The sequence below is a fragment of the Roseomonas sp. HF4 genome, assembly GCF_005222755.1.
In the GTDB taxonomy this organism is placed as follows: domain Bacteria; phylum Pseudomonadota; class Alphaproteobacteria; order Acetobacterales; family Acetobacteraceae; genus Neoroseomonas.
Genome location: NZ_STGD01000005.1, coordinates 31,118 through 49,142, shown reverse-complemented (window position 1 = coordinate 49,142; position 18,025 = coordinate 31,118). Strand labels below are relative to the sequence as shown.

The following is an 18,025-nucleotide window of genomic DNA, read 5'->3' as shown; positions in this document are numbered from 1 at the left end:
GTGGGGTCCGGTTCAGCGCTGCCCCTGCGCGACGCAGCCTTCGGGCAGCATGGCGGGAGGCGCGACATGGATGGCGAGGAAGGCCGGCGCCGGCGCATCGGCCGGCAGCGGCGCGAGGTCGAGGTCGTGCAGCGTGATGTCGCCCTCGGCGATGCGCGCCCGCGTCGCGGCGCGGGCCAGGAGTTCGCGCGTCGGACGCAGCACCACGGCGCGGCTGCCGGGTGCGAGGCCTGGCAGCTCCGAGAAAAGCACGGCCGCGTCGGGCCGAGCCCATGGCAGGTTCGAGGGCAGCCGGTCGAGGTGCTGCGCGACCGGCGCGAATGCGCAGGGCGCGGCGCGCAGCGGTGCCTCGAGCGCGCGCGTCGGCGGCAGCCGCTGCGCGGCGTCCAGCGCCGCCCGGGAGACCTGGCCGAGGGCGGGCGCGGCCAGGGCGCAGAACGCCAGGGCCAGCGCCCGCCGTGGCGCGGCCGTCAGATCGGGTCCCAGCAGAAGACGTCGCCGGACCGCTCGAGCTTCGAGAAGCCCTGCGCGAGCGAGGGCAGCGCGTATTCCGCGATCGCCTCCGGCGTCCAGCCATTCTCGCGATGCACCGACTTGATCGGGCGGATCTGGCTGTAGACGAACAGCTCGTTCATGCGGGGCGAGAAGATCTGCCCCGTCACGTCCTTCGCCGCGTCCGACGCCAGGAAGACCGCGAGCGGTGCGTTCTTGTCGGGCGTCATCTGCATGATGCGCTCGACGCGGCGCTTCTGCTCGGGAGTTTCCGCCGGGATGGTGCCGGTCATGCGCGACCAGGCGAAGGGCGCGATGCAGTTGGACCGTACGTTGAACCGCGCCATGTCGAGCGCGATCGACTTCGACAGCCCGACGATGCCGATCTTGGCCGCCGAGTAGTTCGCCTGGCCGAAATTGCCGATGAGCCCGGAGGTGGACGACATGTGCACGAAGGCGCCGGACTGCTGCTGGCGGAAATGCGTGGCCGCCGCGCGGGAGACGTAGAACGACCCGGACAGGTGGACCGCAATGACGCTGTCCCATTCCTCGGGCGTCATGCGGTGGAAGATCTGGTCGCGCAGGATGCCGGCGTTGTTCACCACGATGTCGATGCGGCCGAAATGGTCGAGCGCGGACTGCACGATCTTCTGCGCGCTGGCCCAGGTGGCGACGCTCTCGGCCGAGATCTCGGCGCTGCCGCCGTTCTGCGCGATGATCGCCTTGGTCTGCTGCGCCGGCGTCGCGTCCTGGCCCTCGCCCGAGACCGAGGCGCCGACGTCGTTGATGATCACCTTGGCGCCCTGCTGCGCCATCATGATGGCGATCTCGCGCCCGATGCCGTTGCCGGCCCCCGTCACGATCGCGACCTTGCCCTCGAGCATGTTCGGCATCCGGCGTTCCCTCCTGTGTGGTTTCCAGCCGCCCGAGGTTCTAGCCCCGCCCCCCCAGCGCGTGAAGCCGGGTTGCCGGCCGGGCGTACCAGCCCTAATGAAATCCATGCGGATCGACGGGGCTTGACGTGGCTTTGGTGACGCTCGACGGCGTTGGGAAGACCTACAGCGGCCGGACAGGCGCGTGGGAGGCCGTGCGCGACTTCACGCTCGACTTGGCGGACGGCGAGTTCTTCTGCCTGCTGGGCACCTCGGGCTGCGGCAAGACCACGGTGCTGAACATGGTCGCCGGCTTCGAGCGGCCGACCGCCGGGCGCATCCTGCTCGACGGGGTGCCGGTGGAGCGGCCGGGCGCCGATCGCGGCGTCGTCTTCCAGGGCCATGACAGTCTCTATGACTGGCTGACCGCGCTCGACAACATCGCCTTCGGGCTGCGCCTGCGCGGCATGGGCCGGGCGGAACGTCGTGCCAAGGCCGAGCACTACCTGAAGATGGTCGGCCTGACCGGGCAGGGGGCGAAGCACCCGTCGGAACTTTCGGGCGGCATGAAGCAGCGCATCCAGATCGCCCGCGCGCTGGCCAACGACCCGCGCATGCTGCTGATGGACGAGCCTTTCGGCGCGCTCGATGCCATGACGCGCGCGGTGCTGCAGGGTGAGCTGTCGCGCATCTGGGCCGAGACCAGGAAGACCGTGCTGTTCATCACGCACGACATCGAGGAAGCGGTGGCGCTGGCGACGCGCGTCGGCGTCATGAAGCGCGGCCCGGGCGGCACGCTGAAGGCCATCATCCCGGTCGACCTGCCCTTCCCGCGCGAGCGCACCTCGGACGCCTTTATGGCGGCGTTCCGGGAGGTCCACGCCCTCATTCACGACGAGATCCACGGTGCGCACTGACAGCCGCCTCGCCACCGCCGCGGGCTATGTCGCGGGCTTCGCGCTGCTGTTCCTGATCTGGCACCTGGCGGCGACGGTGCTCGTGAAGTCGATCCTGTTCCCGCCGCCCTGGCCGGTCTTCGAGCGGGCGGTGGTGCTGATCGAGGACAACATCCTGCAGGAGCAGATCGTCGCATCGATGCGGCGCATCCTGCAGGGCTTCCTGCTGGGCAGCGCGATCGGCATCCCGGTCGGCCTCGCCATCGGGTCCTTCCGCCCGGTGCGCTGGCTGCTGGAACCCTGGACCGAGTTCTTCCGCTTCATTCCCGCCGTCGCGATGATCACCGTCGCCGTGATCTGGTTCGGCATCGGGGAGGAGAGCAAGGTCTTCCTCATCGCCTACACCACGGTCTTCGTCGTCATCATCAGCACGGCGGCGGGCGTGGGCGCCGTGGGGCGGGACAAGATCCGCGCGGCGCGGTGCCTGGGCGCCACGCGCCTGCAGGTCTTCGGCCTCGTCGCGCTGCCGGCGACGGTGCCCTACATCCTGACCGGCATGCGGCTTGCCATGTCCAACGCCTTCGTCACCATCGTGGCGGCCGAGCTCGTCGCCTCGAACGACGGGCTCGGCAAGCTTCTGTGGGATGCGCGGCTGTTCATGCAGATCGAGGACATCTTCGTGGCCCTGGTGGCACTCGGGCTGCTCGGCTTCATGACCGACCGCGCCTTCCGCTTCCTGATCCGTACCTTCGCCGGACGCTTCAACGCGACTGTCTGACCACGCAGGTGGCGTGGAGCCACCCTCCGACCCAACAGGGAGAAGCAAGATGAACCGTCGTTCCATCCTCGCGCTGCCGGCCGCGGCCGCCGGCGCCTATGTCCTGCCCGCCGCCGGGCAGTCGCCCACGCGCGTGACCATCGCGACCGGCGTCGACCCGTCCTTCGCGCCCTTCTACGTCGCCAAGGAAGGCGGCTTCTTCGAGCGCAACGGCCTCGACGTGACGGTCAACACCGGGCCGTCCGGCTCGGCCATGATCGCATTCCTGATCGGAAACCAGGTCAATTCCGCCTATGGCGCGGAGCAGGCCGGGGTGTCTGCCAATGTGCGCGACCCCAACGTGGTCGCGGTGGCCGAGGGCACGGCGCTGCTGCGCTGGATCAGCGTGCTCGGCCGCAACATCCGCACCATGGACGAACTCAAGGGCAAGCGCGTCGGCGTTGCGCGCGGCACCGGCAGCGAGACCTTCTGGCTGTCGGTCGTGGCCAAGCTCAACCTGAACCCCGCCGACTACACCATCGTGAACGTCGAGGCGCCGGAGATGGTCGCCGCCCTCGAACGCGGCAACATCGACGCCTTCGCGGTGTGGGAGCCCTGGCCGACCCGCGCGCAGCGCGCCATTCCGAACACCCACATCCTGATCAACAACGAGAGCATCCAGATCGTCCGCAACTTCGTCTACATGAACAAGGCCTGGGCGACTGAGAACCGTGCCACGACCGAGCGCCTGATGCGCGCCCTGATCCAGGCGCAGGAATTCATCGAGACCAACAAGGACCAAGCGGCGGCACAGGTGGCGCGCTTCCTGCGCCAGGACCGCGCCTTCATCGCGGAGCTGATGACCAAGGTCGCCTACCGGATGAACCTGACCGCCGACAGCGTGGCGAACATCCAGCTCGCGATCGACCAGCTGCGCGGCATGAACCGGCTGGACCGGCCGGTGACGACGTCGGACGTGATCTGGGCCGATCCGCTGCGCTGGGTCGCGCCGGACCGCGTGCGGATCTGACGCGCATGGCGGCGGACAAGGGTGCCGACCGCGTCCGCCGCCTGGCCGCGCATGTCGCGGAGCATCTGAAGGCGGATCTCATGCTCCGCCTCTGGGACGGGTCCGAGGTGCCGCTCGGGCCCGCGCCGCGCGGCGATGTGGCGGTCGCGATCCGCGACCCGGCGGCGCTCACGCGCCTGGTGCGGCGCCCGCGCCTGACCACGCTGATCGAGGCGATGGCCGCCGGGGATGTCGCGATCGAGGGTGGCACGCTGCTCGATCTCGCCGAGCGCGCTGAGCATGGCCGCCGTGGCCTGCTGAAGCGACTCGACAAGTTGGCGCTGGCGCGCGGGTTGCTGCCCTTCGCCTTCGGGGCGGGCAAGTCGCAGGGCTCGCACGCCTTCTCCGGCCCCGGCGACGCCGCGAAATACGGCGAGGGGCGCGACGACAAGGCGTTGATGCATTTCCACTACGACCTGTCGAACGCCTTCTACGCGCTCTTTCTCTGCCCCGAGATGGTCTACACCTGCGCCTACTACCCGACGCCCGAGGCGACGCTCGCGGAAGCGCAGGTCGCCAAGCTCGACCACGTCTGCCGGAAGCTGCGGCTGCAGCCGGGGGAACGCTTCCTCGACATCGGCTGCGGCTGGGGCGGGCTGGTCTGCCATGCGGCGCGGAACTACGGCGTGAAGGCGCATGGCGTGACGCTGGCCGAGGAGCAATACGCCTACGCGGTCGAGAAGGTGAAGCGCCTCGGCCTCCAGGACCGCGTCACGATCGAGCTGACGGATTTCCGCACGCTGAAGGCCGAGCCATTCGACAAGGTGGCGAGTGTGGGCATGTACGAGGCGGTCGGCCTCGACAACCGGGAGGGCTACTTCGCGCGCATCCGCGAATTGCTGCGCCCGCGCGGGGCCTACCTGCACCACGCCATCGCGCGGCCGATGAAGCGCGACGAGAAGACGTTCCGCAAGAAGCGTCCTGAGTTCGAGGCTCTGACCCGCTACATCTTCCCCGGCGGCGAACTCGACCACCTCGGCGCCGAGCACGATGCGCTGGAGCGCAACGGCTTCGAGATCCACGACGTCGAGGCGCTGCGCGAGCACTACGCCCGCACCTGCCGCGCCTGGACCGAGCGGCTGTTCGCGAACCGCGACGCCGCCGTGCAGGAAGTGGGCGCCGCCAAGACCGACATCTGGATCACCTACATGGCCGGCTGCGCGCTGGCCTTCGAGCGCGGCACGGTCGGCATCTTCCAGACGCTGGCGACCAAGCGCGCGAGGGGCGCGTCGGGCCTGCCACTGACGCGGGCGGACCTCTACGGGTGATCCTGCGGCGCGCGACGGAAGCCGACTTGCCGGCGATCGTGGCCCTGCTGGCCGACGACATGCTGGGCGCGGGGCGCGAGGTGCCGGGCGACCCCGCCTATGAAGCGGCCTTCGCCGCGATCGAGGCCGACCCCAACCAGCTGCTCGCGGTGGCGGAGGAGATCGGGCGCGTCGTCGGCTGCCTGCAGCTCACTTTCATCCCCGGCCTGTCGCGCAAGGGGATGTGGCGCGGGCAGATCGAGAGCGTGCGCATCGCCTCGGGCCATCGCGGGACGGGTCTTGGCCGCCGGATGTTCGAATGGGCCATCGAGGCGTGCCGCGCGCGCGGCTGCGGCCTGGTGCAGCTGACGACCGACAAGGCGCGGCCGGAGGCGCACCGCTTCTACGAATCGCTCGGCTTCGTCGCGAGCCATGAGGGGATGAAGCTGGCACTGTGAGCTCGTCAGCCATGTCCGGGCCCCGCATGCCCACCGCGCGCCCGGGCGGGCGCGCCGCGTAACCCCGGCGGGGCCATCGGCGAAATCCGGGCTGGCAAACGCCGCGCCGCGGCACACGTGACGTTCGGACGCGCGTGTCCAGCACCAGGGAGCGACCACGACAATGACCAGCCCGATCCGCCTGTCCCGCCTTCATGTTGCAGCGGCCGTCCTCGCGGGTGCGCTTGCGGCCGCCACGCCGGCCTCGGCGCAACCGGACCCCGAGACCATCGTCAACGCCTTCGAGGCCGTGCTCGGCCCCGTGCGCACCCATCGGCCCAGCCACCCCAAGGGCACCTGCGCCGCGGGCCATTTTACGGCCACGCCCGAGGGCACCAGGCTGTCGGTCGCGCCGGTGTTCAGCGGCCAGCGCAACAGCGCGGTGATCCGCTTCGGCGTGGCCGGCGCCAATCCCAATGCGTCGGACACCGCGCGCGGCACGCGGGGCCTGTCGATCCGCTTCGAATCGCCCGCGGGCGAGCTGTTCGAGATGGCGAACATCTCCGCGCCGGTCTTCGGCGCGCCGACACCGCAGGCGCTGGTGGACGGTCTGCTCTCGCGCGCCAACGACCCCGCGACCGGCCGGCCGAACCCCGAACGTGCCGCCGCCTATGCCGCCTTCGTCGCGGCCAACCCCTCGGTAGCCAACCAGGGCCGCTTCCTCGCCGCCAACAACCCGCCGGCGAGCTTCGCCACCACGCCCTACTGGGGCGTCAACACCTTCCTCTTCCGCGGCCAGGATGGTCAGGTGCGTCCGGCGCGCTGGGTCTTCGAGCCGCGCGCCGGCGTCGCGCGCCTGACCGCCGAGCAGATGCAGTCGATGGGGCCGAACTTCCTGGCGGACGAACTGCGCGGCCGTATCGCCGCCGGGCCGGTCGAATTCGACATGGTGCTGCAATTCCCTGGGCAGGGGGACGACCTGCTGAACCCGACTGTCGCCTGGCCGGAGGACCGGCCGCGCACGGTTGTGGGACGGCTGGTGGTGACCTCGGTGGAAGCCGGGCCCGGCGGGCCGTGTGACCCGATCAGCTTCATGATCCTGGACCAGGCGCCGGGCATCGAGATGAGCGACGACCCGGTGCTGCAGGCGCGTGCGGCGGCCTATGCGGTCTCGCTGTCCCGGCGCACGCCGTAGGGCGCGTCGCCGCCTGCGTCCTGCGTGTGGAGGGGGCGGGGGGAAAACGCCCCCCCGTCCCGTCCGCCTATTTCTTCCGCGCCCCCACGATCACGCCATCATTCTCCAGCGCCGCGATCTCGGCCTCGGTGAAGCCGCGCGCGGCGAGCACGTCGCGCCCGTGCTGGTTGAAGCGCGGCGGCGCGGTGCGGGCGCCGCCCGGTGTGCGGCTCAGCTTGATCGGCGTGTTCACCGCGCGGAAGTCGCCGATCTCGGCCACCATGTTGCGATGCGCCGTGTGCGCCGCGGCCATCGCCTCGTCCACGTGCAGCACGGGGCCGGCGGGAAGCCCAGCCGCCAGCATGCGCCGGGTCAGCTCGTGCCCGTCCTCATCGGCGAAGCGCGCGTTCAGCACCTCGCCCAGCGCGGCCTTGTTGACCACGCGCTCCCCGTTCGTGGCGAAGCGCGGGTCCTTCGCGACCTCGGGGATGCCGAGGAAGTCGCAGAACTTGCGGAAGGCGGGGTCGTTGCCGGCGGCGACGAAGATCTCGCAGGTGCGCGTGGTGAACTTCGAATAGGGCGCCAGGTTCGGGTGCGGGTTGCCCGTGGCCTTCGGCCGCTTGCCGGACAGGAAGTAGTTGGCGGCGTGCGGGTGCAGCAGCGCCATGCCGCAATCGTGCAGCGTCATGTCGCAGTACTGGCCGCGGCCCGATTTCTCGCGTTCATGCAGCGCCATCAGGATGGCGATGGTGCTGAACAGGCCCGTCGCGATGTCCACGATCGGGTTGCCGAGGCGCGTCGGGCCGGAATCCTCGGTCCCGTTGATGGACATGAGGCCCACCATCGCCTGCAGCACGGCGTCGTAGCCGGGGAAGCCGCCGAGCGGCCCCTCGCCCCCGAAGCCCGAGACGCGGCAATGGATCAGGCGCGGGAAGCGCTGCGACAGCACCGCCTCGTAGCCCAGGCCCCATTTCTCCATGCTGCCCGGCTTGAAGTTCTCGATCAGCACGTCGGCGCCGTCGAGCAGGCGCATCAGCACCTCCCGCCCGGCGGGCTTGGACAGGTCGAGGCCCACGCTCCGCTTGTTGCGGTTGACGCCCACGAAATAGGAGGCGTCGCCATCGGCGTTGAAGGGCGGGCCCCAGTCCCGCACCTCGTCGCCCTGCGGGGGCTCGAGCTTGATGACCTCGGCGCCGTGGTCGGACAGCACCATGGTGCAGTAGGGGCCGCCCAGCACGCGCGTGAGGTCGACCACCCGCAGGCCCGCCAGCGCACCGGGGGAGAGCCTCGCACCCGTCTCGATTGCCGCGTTGTCGTCCATGGCCGGACCCTCCCGGTAAGGATGCGGCCCGGAAGACGTATCGGGGCCGCGCGTTTGCGGGCCGGAAGATGCGTCAGGGCCGCGCGTTTGTCGAACCGTATGGCGCGCGGTCAGACGCCCAGCAGCACCGAGATGCAGAGCATGGCGACGAGCCCCGCCGCCACGGCCCCGGCCAGCAGCGGGCCGGGCGTGCCGGGCTGCAGCGCCTCGGGCTGGCCCGGGGGGTGGGAGAGCGCGACCAGCGTGCCAACCGCCCGCGGCCCCTTGGGGGATGGCAGGAAGACCTGCGCGACCCGCACCTCGCCCGCCTCGTTCCGCCAGGCGACCTCGGTGGCGCCCACGCCGCCGTCGGGGACGGAGCGGATGACGGCCTCCACCACCACCCAGGCGCGCCGCGCCCACCAGAAGGCCAGGCAGGCGCCGCCCGCCAGCAGCGCGGCCGGCAGCACGAACCAGAGGATCAGCGCCGAAAGTTCCGGATCCGCGAGCGACCCGCTCATGCCGCCTGGGCACGCCCCCAGACGCGGGCGCAGAACTCGGGGTAGGTCTCGGCCATCTCGTCGCAGACACGCCCGCGCAGCAGGGCGAGTTCCGCCTCGGTCGGATCGGGTGTCGCCGGCACCTCGTCCGCCGCGTCGAAGGCGAAGCCGGTTGCGGCGCGCACGCCCTCGACCGTCTCGCCGGGGTGCAGGCTCTGCAGCGAGAAGCGCGCGCGGTCCGGGTGGAAGCGGAACACGCATTTACCCGTGACCAGCGCCTGCGCCGTGCCACGGCGGAAGACGCCCGGCGGCGAGACGCCGGGCGCGCTGATGTTGTCCACGCGGTCGACCAGCACGCGGGGCGAATGTTCCTCCCGGAACAGGATGGTGCGCGGCGTCATGAAGTACATGAAGGCGCTGCCGAAGCTGCCGGGGAAGCGCACGCCCATCCCGGGCCAGTCCCCGGTGCCGACCAGGTTCAGGTTGGCCTGGCCGTCGATCTGCCCGCCGCCCAGGAAGAACAGGTCGATCCGCCCCTGGCCGGTGAGGTCGAAGAGCTCCCGCGTGCCTTCCGTGAAGGGGTTGCCGCTCCGCTTGTGCAGCAGGGACAGCCGGACCGGGTGGCCCATCAGCTTCACGAGCCAGCAGGCCGCCGCCGGCATGGGGGAGGCGGCGCCGACCGCGATGTGCCGCGCCGGCGGCGCGGCCGGGTCGAGGATGAGCCGCGCCAGTGCCGCGGCGATCCGTTCCTCGGGGGCGATCATTCCGCGGCGACCTTGGCGGGGGTGGAGAAGACCTCGCGGTCGAGCCAGGCGCGGAAGCCTGCCTCGGTCTTCGCCGCGCGGGCGTAGTCGGCCACGTAGGCCGCGTCGAAGCCGTATTCGTCGAGCAGCGCCGAGGGCCGCGCGCCGCGCTCGGCGATCGCGAAGCCCGTGACGTAGGTCGCGCCGATGGCGCCCGCGGCCATCCGCTCGTCCTCGAGGAAATTGCCCTCGACCACCCGCTCGACGGTCACCAGCGCGGCCCTGGAAGCGTGCGCGATGGTCGCGCATTCGCGCCGGCGGCCGAGCCAGACATTGCCCTCGCTGTCCGCCATCGCGGCGTGGAACACCGCGAAGTCCGGCTGCTTCGCCGGCAGCAGCACGATCGGGTCCTTGCCGTCGGCCGCGAACGGATTCGGCACCACCTTCCAGTCCGGCCGATGGGCCAGGATGTCGCTCCCGATCAGGCCGCGCAGCGGCATGAAGGGTACGCCCTTCTCGGCGGCCTGGAGCATGGTGTGGATGGCCGGGCAGGTCGCGTCGCGCACCGTGATGCGGCCTTCCTTCAGCGCCGCCCCGAAACGCGGCGCGAAGCCCGCCTCGCCGAGCGAGACGGCGGAGGTCTCGACCTCGGCCACGCAGCCCGCGCCGATCAGGATGTCGGTCGCGAAGCCGCTGACCGGCACGCCGAGCAGCCGGAGCCCCCGCGCGCCCTTGCGGATCAGCGCCTTGGCCAGCGCGACCGAGGGGAGGGAATTGTCGGGCGGCATCGCGACCAGCGCCCCGTCGGGGATCTGGGCGGCCAGGGCGTCCGGGCTCTCGAACATCATCGGGCTGGTCCTCCGTGCCCCGGGTTTCTACGCGCCGGCGCGGCGGCGGGCCAGGGTGTGCGACGCAACCCCGGCCGCATGCGGCGGCCGGGGCCGTCCCGCCCGCCTGTGATTCAGGTCACTCGCGTGGGGGGACAGCACGGATAAGCTGCACGCGACAATGAAAACGGTCACGTTGCACGGCGACCGCCTGACCCTCCGTCCATGGCGGGACACCGACCTCGCGCCCCTGTTTGCGATCAACGGCGATGCCGAAAGCATGCGCCATTTCCCCGATGTGATGTCGAGGGCCGAGAGCGACGCCTGGGCCGAGCGGATGCAGACGCATTTCGAACTGCACGGCTGGGGTTTCTGGGTGGTGGAGGAGCGCGGCGGCGCACCCTTCGTCGGCGTGGTCGGGCTGATGACCATTCCCTGGCAGGCGCACTTCACCCCGGCGGTCGAAATCGGCTGGCGGATCGCGGCCCCCTTCCGCCGCCGGGGCCATGCCGAGGCCGCCGCGCGGATCGCGCTCGACTTCGGGTTCGGCGTGCTCAGGCTGCCGGAGATCGTCGCCTTCACCGTGCCGGGCAACGTGGCGTCCTGGCATCTGATGGAGCGGCTCGGCATGCGGCCGGATGGCGCTTTCGACCACCCGCGGCTGCCGGAGGGCCATCCGATGCGGCGGCACCTGCTCTATCGCATCGGGCGCCCCGCGGGCGGTGGCACGACGCCAAACCGGGACGGCGGGTGATGCGTGATGCGCTTCATGGCGAAGCCGGGTGACATCCTTCATGGTTCGGTGCCACATCGACAGCCGTCCGAATTGACCCGGCAGGAGGCTCCCGTGTCCCAGAAGATGCTCCCCGCGATCGCCGCATCCCTCATGCTGGCGGCCGCGCCGGCCATCGCCGCGTCGGTTTCGACCGCCTGGGCGGAATTGCCGCGCAGCGACCAGGAGGAATGCCTGGAGATCGGCACCCGTGCCGCGCAGAACCTCGGCTTCCGCGCCAACATCTCGCGCGACCGGCAGACCGTGTTCGCCTGGCGGGGGGAGGAGGCGCTGACGATCCGCTGCATTTCCGGCCGCGGCATCGCCGTCGTCTTCGCCTGGGTGTCGGACCAGGCAAACGACAGCGGCCGGCTCGTGGACGCCGTGACCAACGCCTATCGGAACGGCGGCGTCGCGCCGCAGGGCAACCTCGGCGGCGGCAACCTGGGCGGCGGCAGCCTCGGCGGCGGCCAGTTCGGCGGCGGGCAGGGCGGCGTCGTCAAGCGCTGACCGGCGCGCGGCCCCTTGTCCGCGGCCCCGCGGGCAACAAATCTTGGGGCATGCGCTGGTCAGCCGCCCTCGCCGTGGCCGCTTCCGTCGCCCTGGCCCCGGGCCTGGGCGATGCGGCGTCCGGCTGGGAGGCCGGCGGCTGGAGCGGCATCGCCGTGCCGCGGTTCGAGGTATCGCCGCAGGGCGGCATCTCGGTCAGCGGACAGGGGCAGGGTGGCTTCCTGTGGCGCTGGGAGCGCCGTCCGGCGGAATGCCTCAGCTGGCGCTGGCGCGTCGACGAAGGCCCGCCGCCCACCCGCCTCGACCGTCGCGGTGGGGACGACCGGGCGCTGTCCGTGAGCATCGGCTTCGCCGGCTGGCCGCCGCAGGCCAGCGCCTGGCAGCGCACGCAGCACCGCCTGGCCCAGGCCAGCGCTGGCGGGCGCCACCTGCCGCGCGCCGCGCTGCTGTTCGTCTGGGGCGGCACGGGGGATGAGCCGCGCGGTTTCGAGAGCCCCTACATGGCCGGCCTCGGCCGTGTCTTCGTCCTGCGCCCGGCGACCGCGCCGCGCGGCGTGTGGCACGAGGAACACGTTGACCTCGGCGCCCTCTGGCGCGAGACCTTCGGCGGCATCGCGCCGCCGGTCGAGAAGATCGCCGTCACCTCGGATGTCGACGACACCGGTTCGCGGCTGCTCGCGCGGATCGAGGACATCCGCTTCACTTCATGCCCGCGCCGGTCCTGATCGCGCGCCTGTCTTCCACCTCCGGCGCGCCTTCGTGCCCGCTTTCCAGGACTGCCCCGATGACCGTGACGCGCCAGGAATTCCGCGATGCCATGTCCCGCCTCGGCGCGGCGGTGAACATCGTGACGACGGACGGGCCTGCCGGGCTGGGCGGGCTGACGGTCAGCGCCGTCTGCTCGGTCACGGACGATCCGCCGACGCTGCTGGTCTGCCTCAACCGCGGCAGCCCGCAGAACAGGCTGTTCAAGGACAATGGCGTGCTCTGCGTGAACAGCCTGGCGCCTGGGCAGGAAGAGCTCTCGGCCCGCTTCGCCGGCCGCAGCGCAGAGGCGGACATCGCGGAGCGCTTCTCGCATGCCAGTTGGGGAATGCTGTCGACGGGCGCGCCGGCACTCGACGGCTGCACCGTGTCCTTCGACTGCCGGATCGTCGAGGTGGTGGAGCGCGGCACGCACAGCGTGCTGTTCGCCGAGGTGGAGGCGGTGCGCCAGGGCGCGGCCTCGCGCGGGCTGATCTGGTTCAGCCGCGACTACCACAGCATCGGGGTGGGATGAGGCGGCGGGTGCGCGCGCATCCCTCCCATGCCGAAGCCGCAAAGGCGGCGTAAAGGCTTCCTGGCCTAGACTCCTGCCGCGACAACAGGACCAGGAGCGTGCGCATGACCGAGGTGACGGTGTCCCTGCCCGACGACGTGGCTCAGGAGATCGCGCGCCGCGCCGCCGCCCTCGGCACCACGGCGGCGGATTGGGTCGCGGCGGTGGTGCAGGACCTCGCCGCAGACCTGCCCGAGACGACCGAGGCCGGGCCCGACGACTTCATCGCGCGCTGACCGCGCGCTACCACTCCCCATAGAAGACGCCGGCCGCCTTGTGGCGGTCTGTGCGCAGTTCGGCGTCGGCCCAGGTCAGCGTCGTGCGCCGCCGGAGGCCGGTGAACCAGCCGAGCAGGCGTTCGCGCATCGCCTCCCGCACCCCCTCCAGCGCCGGATCTGCGCCGAGGTCCTGGAATTCCTGCGGATCGGCCACGAGGTCGAACAGCATCGGCCGGAAGCCATCCGTCCAATGGACGTATTTCCAGCGGTCCGTGCGCACCATCCAGGCGTGGTGCTGGCCGGTCTTCAGCCCCAGGCGCCGCCGCGCGCCACGGAAGGTCCAGTCCAGCTCGCTGAACACCGCGTCCCGCCAGGCCGGCGCCGCGCCGCGCGTCAATGGCAGCAGGGAGCGTCCCTCCACCACATGCGGCGCCGCGTCGAGCGCCAGCGCGTCGAGGATGGTCGGCACCACGTCGATCGCCTCCACGAAGCGGTCGTCGGTGGCGCCGCGCGTCGCGTCCGCCTCGGGTGACGGGTCGAAGACCAGCATCGGCACGCGCTGGATGCAGTCGTGGAACAGCTCCTTCTCGCCGAGCCAATGGTCGCCGAGGTAGTCGCCGTGGTCGGAGGTGAAGACCACCAGCGTGTCGTGCCAGCGGCCGAGGCGCTCCAGCGCCTCCCAGACGCGGCCGAGGTGATGGTCGAGTTGCGCGATCAGCCCCTGGTAGGCCGGGCGCACGGTCGCGATGCAGGCGTCGTTCTGGAAGGATTGCGCGACTTCCTCGTTCTGGAATTCGCGCAGGATGGGGTGGGCGGCGGCGCCGCGCTCGGCCGGGTCGCGCGCGACGGGCAGGCACTCATCCGCAGAATACAGCGCGTGGTACGGCGCGGGCGCGATGTAGGGCCAGTGCGGCTTCACGTAGGACAGGTGCAGCACCCAGGGCGCCTCGCCCTGCGCTTCCATGAAGCCGATGGCGCGGTCGGTCGTGTAGGCGGTCTCGCTGTGTTCCTCGCGCACGCGGGCGGGCAGGCGGGCGTGGCGCATCTTCCAGCCGTTCTGCGTGGCGCCGGCCTCGTCGGTCACGGCGATGACGAAGTCGGTCCAGGGGTCGCGGCTGTCGTAGCCCTGCGCGCGCAGCCAGTCGGCATAGGCGCTGTCGGTCTCGGCATGATGGCCGTCATGCCGGTCGACCAGCGTGAACCAGCCCTCCCGCAGCAGCACCGCGAGTTCGTCCTGGCCGTCGAGCAGCAGCCGCTTCATGCCGCGCGCATCGGGCAGCATGTGTGTCTTCCCCGCCAATGCCAGCGTGCGGCCGCTTTCGCGCAGGTGCCAGCCGAGCGTCACCTCGCCCACCGACAGCGGCACGCGGTTGTGCGTTGCGCCGTGGGAGGAGACGTAGCGCCCCGTATACGCCGACATCCGCGACGGCCCGCAGATGCCCGACTGCACGTAGGCCTGCCGGAAATTCACCCCGCGCGCGGCGAGCGCATCGATGTTGGGTGTCTTCAGGAACGGATGGCCATTGCAGCCGAGGTGGTCCCAGCGCAGCTGGTCGCACATGACATAGAGCACGTTGCGGATGGTCATGCGCGCGTCCCCTGGCCTGCCCCGGGGTGCGAGCCTAGAGCGTTTTGCGCAGGACCGGCACCGGGCCGCCGCCCGGCCGCGGCAAGCCATCCAGGGCGCTGCCGTGGGGTGGCCGGGTCGGGGCGCGGGAGCCGGCGTCGCTGCCGCCGGTCGGACAGGAGCCGCCGCTCTAGCGACGCGGCCCCGGCGGGGAAGGGGCCGCGCGCATCGCGGCTGCGGCCTCGGCGAAGCCCGTCGCCTCCGCATCCTCGATCGGGGTCGATAAATCGTCGATGCGGGTGCGTGCCCCGGGGTCGGCGCCATGCGCGAGCAGCAGCCGGATCGCCGCGAGGTCGCGCCGCTCCACCGCGTGATGCAGCGCGGTGCCGTCGTTCATGCCGCGCTGCTCGGGGTCGGCACCGGCTTCGAGCAGCACGCCAAGCACCCGCAGGCGGTCGGCCCGCGGCGCGTCGATCGCCTGGAACAGGGGTGGGAAACCATCCTCGGCCGGGGCCCGCGGATCGGCGCCGAGCCGGATCAGCGCCGCGACGAAGCCGGGCGGCGCGCAGCGGATGGCGATGTCGAGCGGCCGGTCCGCGCACCCATGGAAGTCGAGGCCAAGCCGGGCGGCGGGGAAGCCCTCCGGGTCGCCGAGCGCCGCGCGGAACGCCGCGAGGTCGCCGCGCGCCGCCGCGGCCTCCGCGGCCTGCCAGCGGCGCAGGCGACGATGCGGGCTCTCGGTGTCGGCCATGGCGGGATCCTGCCACGGCGCATGGCGTCATGGAACGCAGAAGGCCCCGGGGGTTCCCCCCCGGGGCCTTCCCATCGCGTGGCCGGTGTGCGGCCCGCGAAACCCTGGTGACCCGCGGCGCCTAGCGCCCCGCGGTGATCCGGGCCACGGGCGCGACAGCCCGAATGAAGCGATGAGACACCGGATCACCTCCTTTCGTTTGTTGACGTGGCGATGCTGCACCGCCGCAGCGCCGCGCCGCAACAGATTTCGTCAGGAGATCTCGGCGTAGGAGCCGTTGCGCCAGATGTAGAAGACGTAGTCCGGCACCGTGACGTCGCCCTTCGGGTCGAAGGAGATCGGGCCGAGCACCGACTGCCACGGCCCGTCGGCCTTCAGCACGGCGGCGAGGCGCCGCGGATCCACGCTGTTCGCCTTCTTCGCGGCCTCCGCGAAGATCTGGATGGCCGCGTAGGTATAGAGGACGTAGCCCTCGGGATCGACGTTGCGGGCGCGGAAGCGGGCGACCACCTCGGCGGCCGTCGGGCGCTTGCGCGGATCGGAGGAGAAGGTCATCAGCGTGCCCTCGCCGGCCGCGCCGCTGATCTGCCAGAACTCGTTCGTCACCAGCGCGTCGCCGCCGATCAGGGTGACGTTCATCCCCTGTTCCTTGGCCTGGCGGATGATGAGGCCGCCTTCCGTGTGGTAGCCGCCGAGGTAGATGACGTCGATGTTGGCCGCCTTCATGCGGGACACCAGCGCGTTGTAGTCGCGCTCGCCCGGCGTGTAGGCGGCGTACATGGCCTCCTGCATGCCGCCCGCGTTCAGCGCCTTCTTCGTCTCGTCCGCCAGGCCCTTCCCGTAGGCCGAGTTGTCATGGAGGATCGCCACGCGCCGCTGGCGCATGTTCTGCAGGATGTAGCGTCCCGCCACCTGGCCCTGCTGGTCGTCGCGGCCGCAGACGCGGAAGGTGTTCCACTTGCCTTCGTCGGTGAAGCGCGGGTTGGTCGAGGCCGGCGACATCTGCAGCACGCCTTCCTCGGCATAGACGTCGCGCGCCGGGATCGAGGAGCCGGAGCAGAAATGCCCGGCCATGAAGGCGATCCGCCGCCCGGCCATCTGGTTCGCGACCGAGACCGCCTGGCGCGGGTCGCAGGCGTCGTCGCCGACCTCGAGCGCCAGCTGCCGGCCGAGCACGCCGCCGGCGGCGTTGATGTCCGTGACCGCCTGGGTTGCACCTTCGCGCATCTGGGTGCCGAAGGCCGCGTACTGGCCGGTCATCGGCCCGGCGGTCGCGATGCGGATGGGGCCGGAGCCCTGCGCGAGCGCGCCGCGCCCGACGGCCAGCGTGGCAACGCCGCCGCCGAGCACCAGCCTGCGAGTGGTGAACATTCGTCTCTCCCTGTCTTGAGCCGGCCGCGCCCCCGCCCCGTCGGCGCGGGCGCGACCCCCTGAACAGGAACCTAAGGAGCCGCAGGCGGCTTGCCCAGCGTGACCTTGCGCACAGGCTGCCGCGGATCCTCTGGCAAGGCGGTTCGTCGGCTGTTAGCGTGTCTCGTTGAGGTTGCCCCCGGAGATTTTTTGATGCGAGCTCCCCTCCGCCGTTCGGTCGCCAGCATCACCGCCGCAGCCATGCTGGCCGGTTGCGTCTCCACCCAGGCCGGCCGGATCGGGGTCGATGACGGGCGCGACGTGTGCCGGGCGCAGGTGGTCGCGCTGGACTCGACCGGCGACTTCTTCGGCGAGGACATCCTTCGCGGGGCCGCGATCGGCGGCGCGACCGGCGCGATCGCCGGCGGCGGCATCGCGGCGGCGACGGGCCGGCGCGGGTCCGACATCCTGATCGGCGCCGCGATCGGCGCTCTGGCCGGTGCGGTGGTCGGCGGCACCGTCGGCTACCTGCAGGCGCGCCAGCGACAGGCGCAGGATCAGGCCAGCCTGGTCGTCGCGGTGGGCGGCGACCTCAGGACCGAGAACGCGCAGCTCGACCGCACGCAGCTCGCCTTCAACCAGTTGGTCGATTGCCGCGTGATGGAGGCCAACCGCATTCGCAGCGACGCGCGGGCCGGGCGCCTGCCGCGCAACGCGGCCGTGGCGCAGCTCTCCTACCAGCGCGACCTGATGCGGCGCGACGTGGCGCTGGCGCGCGCCATCAACGACAAGATCGGCACCCGCGGCGCCGAGTTCGACACCGCGATCGAAACGCTGGCCCCGGGCACCAAGCAGGCGGTGGCCGCGCGCCGGAGCGCGCCGCCGCAGCCGACGACGACGCGCGTCTCCGCACCCATCCGGATCCGCCCCGACGCCGGTGCGCCCGCGATCGGCCAGATCGCCCCGAACGAGCAGGTGACCGTGCGCCCCGCCCAGGGCAATTTCGCCGAGGTCACCACCTCCTCCGGCGTCAGCGGCTACGTGCCGGCCTCTGCTGTCGGCGTGCGCGGCCTCGGCACGGGGGCGGAGGTCGGTGGCCGTGGGCAGGAAGGGGAATTCCGCCAGCTCGCCGCCTCGAATATCGCGCGCCGCGACAACTTCGCCGAGAGCGTGCAGAACGCCGACCGCCTGGCCCAGGGCCAGGGCTTCGAACTGGCCGGCTGAG

21 protein-coding genes are annotated in these 18,025 nt (G+C 71.5%); 12 read left to right on the top strand and 9 right to left on the bottom strand.

Going from position 1 to position 18,025, the window contains the following annotated elements; all coding sequences use genetic code 11:
• Nucleotides 1–12: 12 nt before the first annotated feature.
• Together E8M80_RS09465 and E8M80_RS09460 are read right to left on the bottom strand one after the other, a co-directional pair.
• Nucleotides 13–252 carry a hypothetical protein gene (locus E8M80_RS09465; protein WP_137125442.1) on the bottom strand — a complete coding sequence of 80 codons (240 nt, stop codon included), beginning with the start codon at nt 250–252 and terminating at the stop codon, nt 13–15.
• A gap of 218 nt (nt 253–470) precedes the next feature.
• Nucleotides 471–1,385 carry an SDR family NAD(P)-dependent oxidoreductase gene (locus E8M80_RS09460; protein WP_137125441.1) on the bottom strand — a complete coding sequence of 305 codons (915 nt, stop codon included), beginning with the start codon at nt 1,383–1,385 and terminating at the stop codon, nt 471–473.
• Nucleotides 1,386–1,522: 137 nt separating this feature from the next.
• On the opposite strand from E8M80_RS09460, the gene E8M80_RS09455 reads away from it, so the two are divergent.
• The 6 genes from E8M80_RS09455 (at nt 1,523) to E8M80_RS09430 (ending at nt 6,965) form a co-directional block, all read left to right on the top strand.
• On the top strand, nt 1,523–2,281 hold the full coding sequence (locus E8M80_RS09455) for an ABC transporter ATP-binding protein (RefSeq protein ID WP_240789963.1): 759 nt from the start codon (nt 1,523–1,525) through the stop codon (nt 2,279–2,281).
• Nucleotides 2,271–3,038, top strand: a complete 768-nt coding sequence (locus E8M80_RS09450) for an ABC transporter permease (RefSeq protein WP_137125439.1) — start codon at nt 2,271–2,273, stop codon at nt 3,036–3,038. Before E8M80_RS09455 ends, E8M80_RS09450 begins: the two co-directional genes overlap by 11 nt.
• A gap of 49 nt (nt 3,039–3,087) precedes the next feature.
• Nucleotides 3,088–4,047: an ABC transporter substrate-binding protein gene (locus E8M80_RS09445; RefSeq protein ID WP_137125438.1), complete on the top strand. Its 960-nt coding sequence runs from the start codon at nt 3,088–3,090 to the stop codon at nt 4,045–4,047.
• Between the two features lie 5 nt (nt 4,048–4,052).
• Nucleotides 4,053–5,354 (top strand): class I SAM-dependent methyltransferase, encoded by a 1,302-nt coding sequence (locus E8M80_RS09440; RefSeq protein WP_137125437.1) that lies wholly within the window; start codon nt 4,053–4,055, stop codon nt 5,352–5,354.
• Nucleotides 5,355–5,380: 26 nt separating this feature from the next.
• Nucleotides 5,381–5,791, top strand: coding sequence for a GNAT family N-acetyltransferase (locus E8M80_RS09435; RefSeq protein ID WP_240789962.1), 411 nt, complete (start codon nt 5,381–5,383; stop codon nt 5,789–5,791).
• Between the two features lie 163 nt (nt 5,792–5,954).
• Nucleotides 5,955–6,965: a catalase family peroxidase gene (locus tag E8M80_RS09430; protein ID WP_137125436.1), complete on the top strand. Its 1,011-nt coding sequence runs from the start codon at nt 5,955–5,957 to the stop codon at nt 6,963–6,965.
• A 67-nt stretch (nt 6,966–7,032) separates the two neighbouring features.
• Here the strand turns inward: E8M80_RS09430 and E8M80_RS09425 are convergent, their stop codons facing one another.
• From E8M80_RS09425 to E8M80_RS09410, 4 genes are all read right to left on the bottom strand, one after another.
• Nucleotides 7,033–8,265: a CaiB/BaiF CoA-transferase family protein gene (locus tag E8M80_RS09425; protein WP_137125435.1), complete on the bottom strand. Its 1,233-nt coding sequence runs from the start codon at nt 8,263–8,265 to the stop codon at nt 7,033–7,035.
• A 110-nt stretch (nt 8,266–8,375) separates the two neighbouring features.
• Nucleotides 8,376–8,765: a cytochrome c-type biogenesis protein CcmH gene (locus tag E8M80_RS09420; protein ID WP_137125434.1), complete on the bottom strand. Its 390-nt coding sequence runs from the start codon at nt 8,763–8,765 to the stop codon at nt 8,376–8,378.
• Nucleotides 8,762–9,508, bottom strand: a complete 747-nt coding sequence (locus E8M80_RS09415) for a CoA-transferase (RefSeq protein WP_137125433.1) — start codon at nt 9,506–9,508, stop codon at nt 8,762–8,764. The genes E8M80_RS09420 and E8M80_RS09415 overlap by 4 nt, the downstream gene beginning before the upstream one ends.
• Entirely contained in the window at nt 9,505–10,335 is an 831-nt protein-coding gene (locus E8M80_RS09410; protein ID WP_137125432.1) for a CoA transferase subunit A, read from the bottom strand. Before E8M80_RS09410 ends, E8M80_RS09415 begins: the two co-directional genes overlap by 4 nt.
• Before the next feature lie 160 nt (nt 10,336–10,495).
• Between E8M80_RS09410 and E8M80_RS09405 the strand changes: the two genes are divergently transcribed.
• The 5 genes from E8M80_RS09405 (at nt 10,496) to E8M80_RS25880 (ending at nt 13,150) form a co-directional block, all read left to right on the top strand.
• Entirely contained in the window at nt 10,496–11,068 is a 573-nt protein-coding gene (locus tag E8M80_RS09405) for a GNAT family N-acetyltransferase (RefSeq protein WP_137125431.1), read from the top strand.
• Nucleotides 11,069–11,161: 93 nt separating this feature from the next.
• A complete protein-coding gene (locus E8M80_RS09400; RefSeq protein ID WP_137125430.1) occupies nt 11,162–11,596 on the top strand; it encodes a hypothetical protein in 435 nt (144 codons plus the stop codon).
• Between the two features lie 50 nt (nt 11,597–11,646).
• On the top strand, nt 11,647–12,321 hold the full coding sequence (locus E8M80_RS09395) for a DUF3047 domain-containing protein (RefSeq protein ID WP_137125429.1): 675 nt from the start codon (nt 11,647–11,649) through the stop codon (nt 12,319–12,321).
• Between the two features lie 59 nt (nt 12,322–12,380).
• Nucleotides 12,381–12,875, top strand: coding sequence for a flavin reductase (locus tag E8M80_RS09390; protein WP_137125428.1), 495 nt, complete (start codon nt 12,381–12,383; stop codon nt 12,873–12,875).
• A gap of 104 nt (nt 12,876–12,979) precedes the next feature.
• Nucleotides 12,980–13,150 (top strand): hypothetical protein, encoded by a 171-nt coding sequence (locus E8M80_RS25880; protein WP_170979306.1) that lies wholly within the window; start codon nt 12,980–12,982, stop codon nt 13,148–13,150.
• A gap of 7 nt (nt 13,151–13,157) precedes the next feature.
• Here the strand turns inward: E8M80_RS25880 and E8M80_RS09385 are convergent, their stop codons facing one another.
• The 3 genes from E8M80_RS09385 to E8M80_RS09375 all read right to left on the bottom strand — a co-directional run bounded on the left by E8M80_RS09385 (nt 13,158) and on the right by E8M80_RS09375 (nt 16,821).
• Nucleotides 13,158–14,720 (bottom strand): sulfatase-like hydrolase/transferase, encoded by a 1,563-nt coding sequence (locus E8M80_RS09385; protein WP_137125427.1) that lies wholly within the window; start codon nt 14,718–14,720, stop codon nt 13,158–13,160.
• A 169-nt stretch (nt 14,721–14,889) separates the two neighbouring features.
• Complete coding sequence (locus E8M80_RS09380) at nt 14,890–15,450, bottom strand: ankyrin repeat domain-containing protein (RefSeq protein WP_137125426.1); 561 nt, start codon at nt 15,448–15,450, stop codon at nt 14,890–14,892.
• A gap of 252 nt (nt 15,451–15,702) precedes the next feature.
• Nucleotides 15,703–16,821, bottom strand: coding sequence for a branched-chain amino acid ABC transporter substrate-binding protein (locus E8M80_RS09375; protein ID WP_137125425.1), 1,119 nt, complete (start codon nt 16,819–16,821; stop codon nt 15,703–15,705).
• Nucleotides 16,822–17,013: 192 nt separating this feature from the next.
• Here E8M80_RS09375 and E8M80_RS09370 point away from each other — a divergent pair, with 192 nt between their 5' ends.
• A complete protein-coding gene (locus E8M80_RS09370; RefSeq protein WP_137125424.1) occupies nt 17,014–18,024 on the top strand; it encodes an SH3 domain-containing protein in 1,011 nt (336 codons plus the stop codon).
• Nucleotide 18,025: the final 1 nt, after the last annotated feature.

Excerpts from the sequence above, each read along its gene's own strand:
- E8M80_RS09440 (WP_137125437.1), top strand. The coding sequence starts at position 4,053 with ATGGCGGCGGACAAGGGTGCCGACCGCGTCCGCCGCCTGGCCGCGCAT.
- E8M80_RS09380 (WP_137125426.1), bottom strand. The coding sequence starts at position 15,450 with ATGGCCGACACCGAGAGCCCGCATCGTCGCCTGCGCCGCTGGCAGGCC.
- E8M80_RS09425 (WP_137125435.1), bottom strand. The coding sequence starts at position 8,265 with ATGGACGACAACGCGGCAATCGAGACGGGTGCGAGGCTCTCCCCCGGT.
- E8M80_RS09430 (WP_137125436.1), top strand. The coding sequence starts at position 5,955 with ATGACCAGCCCGATCCGCCTGTCCCGCCTTCATGTTGCAGCGGCCGTC.
- E8M80_RS09375 (WP_137125425.1), bottom strand. The coding sequence starts at position 16,821 with ATGTTCACCACTCGCAGGCTGGTGCTCGGCGGCGGCGTTGCCACGCTG.
- E8M80_RS09445 (WP_137125438.1), top strand. The coding sequence starts at position 3,088 with ATGAACCGTCGTTCCATCCTCGCGCTGCCGGCCGCGGCCGCCGGCGCC.
- E8M80_RS09395 (WP_137125429.1), top strand. The coding sequence starts at position 11,647 with ATGCGCTGGTCAGCCGCCCTCGCCGTGGCCGCTTCCGTCGCCCTGGCC.
- E8M80_RS09405 (WP_137125431.1), top strand. The coding sequence starts at position 10,496 with ATGAAAACGGTCACGTTGCACGGCGACCGCCTGACCCTCCGTCCATGG.
- E8M80_RS09420 (WP_137125434.1), bottom strand. The coding sequence starts at position 8,765 with ATGAGCGGGTCGCTCGCGGATCCGGAACTTTCGGCGCTGATCCTCTGG.
- E8M80_RS09415 (WP_137125433.1), bottom strand. The coding sequence starts at position 9,508 with ATGATCGCCCCCGAGGAACGGATCGCCGCGGCACTGGCGCGGCTCATC.
- E8M80_RS25880 (WP_170979306.1), top strand. The coding sequence starts at position 12,980 with ATGACCGAGGTGACGGTGTCCCTGCCCGACGACGTGGCTCAGGAGATC.
- E8M80_RS09370 (WP_137125424.1), top strand. The coding sequence starts at position 17,014 with ATGCGAGCTCCCCTCCGCCGTTCGGTCGCCAGCATCACCGCCGCAGCC.
- E8M80_RS09410 (WP_137125432.1), bottom strand. The coding sequence starts at position 10,335 with ATGATGTTCGAGAGCCCGGACGCCCTGGCCGCCCAGATCCCCGACGGG.
- E8M80_RS09385 (WP_137125427.1), bottom strand. The coding sequence starts at position 14,720 with ATGACCATCCGCAACGTGCTCTATGTCATGTGCGACCAGCTGCGCTGG.
- E8M80_RS09390 (WP_137125428.1), top strand. The coding sequence starts at position 12,381 with ATGACCGTGACGCGCCAGGAATTCCGCGATGCCATGTCCCGCCTCGGC.
- E8M80_RS09460 (WP_137125441.1), bottom strand. The coding sequence starts at position 1,385 with ATGCCGAACATGCTCGAGGGCAAGGTCGCGATCGTGACGGGGGCCGGC.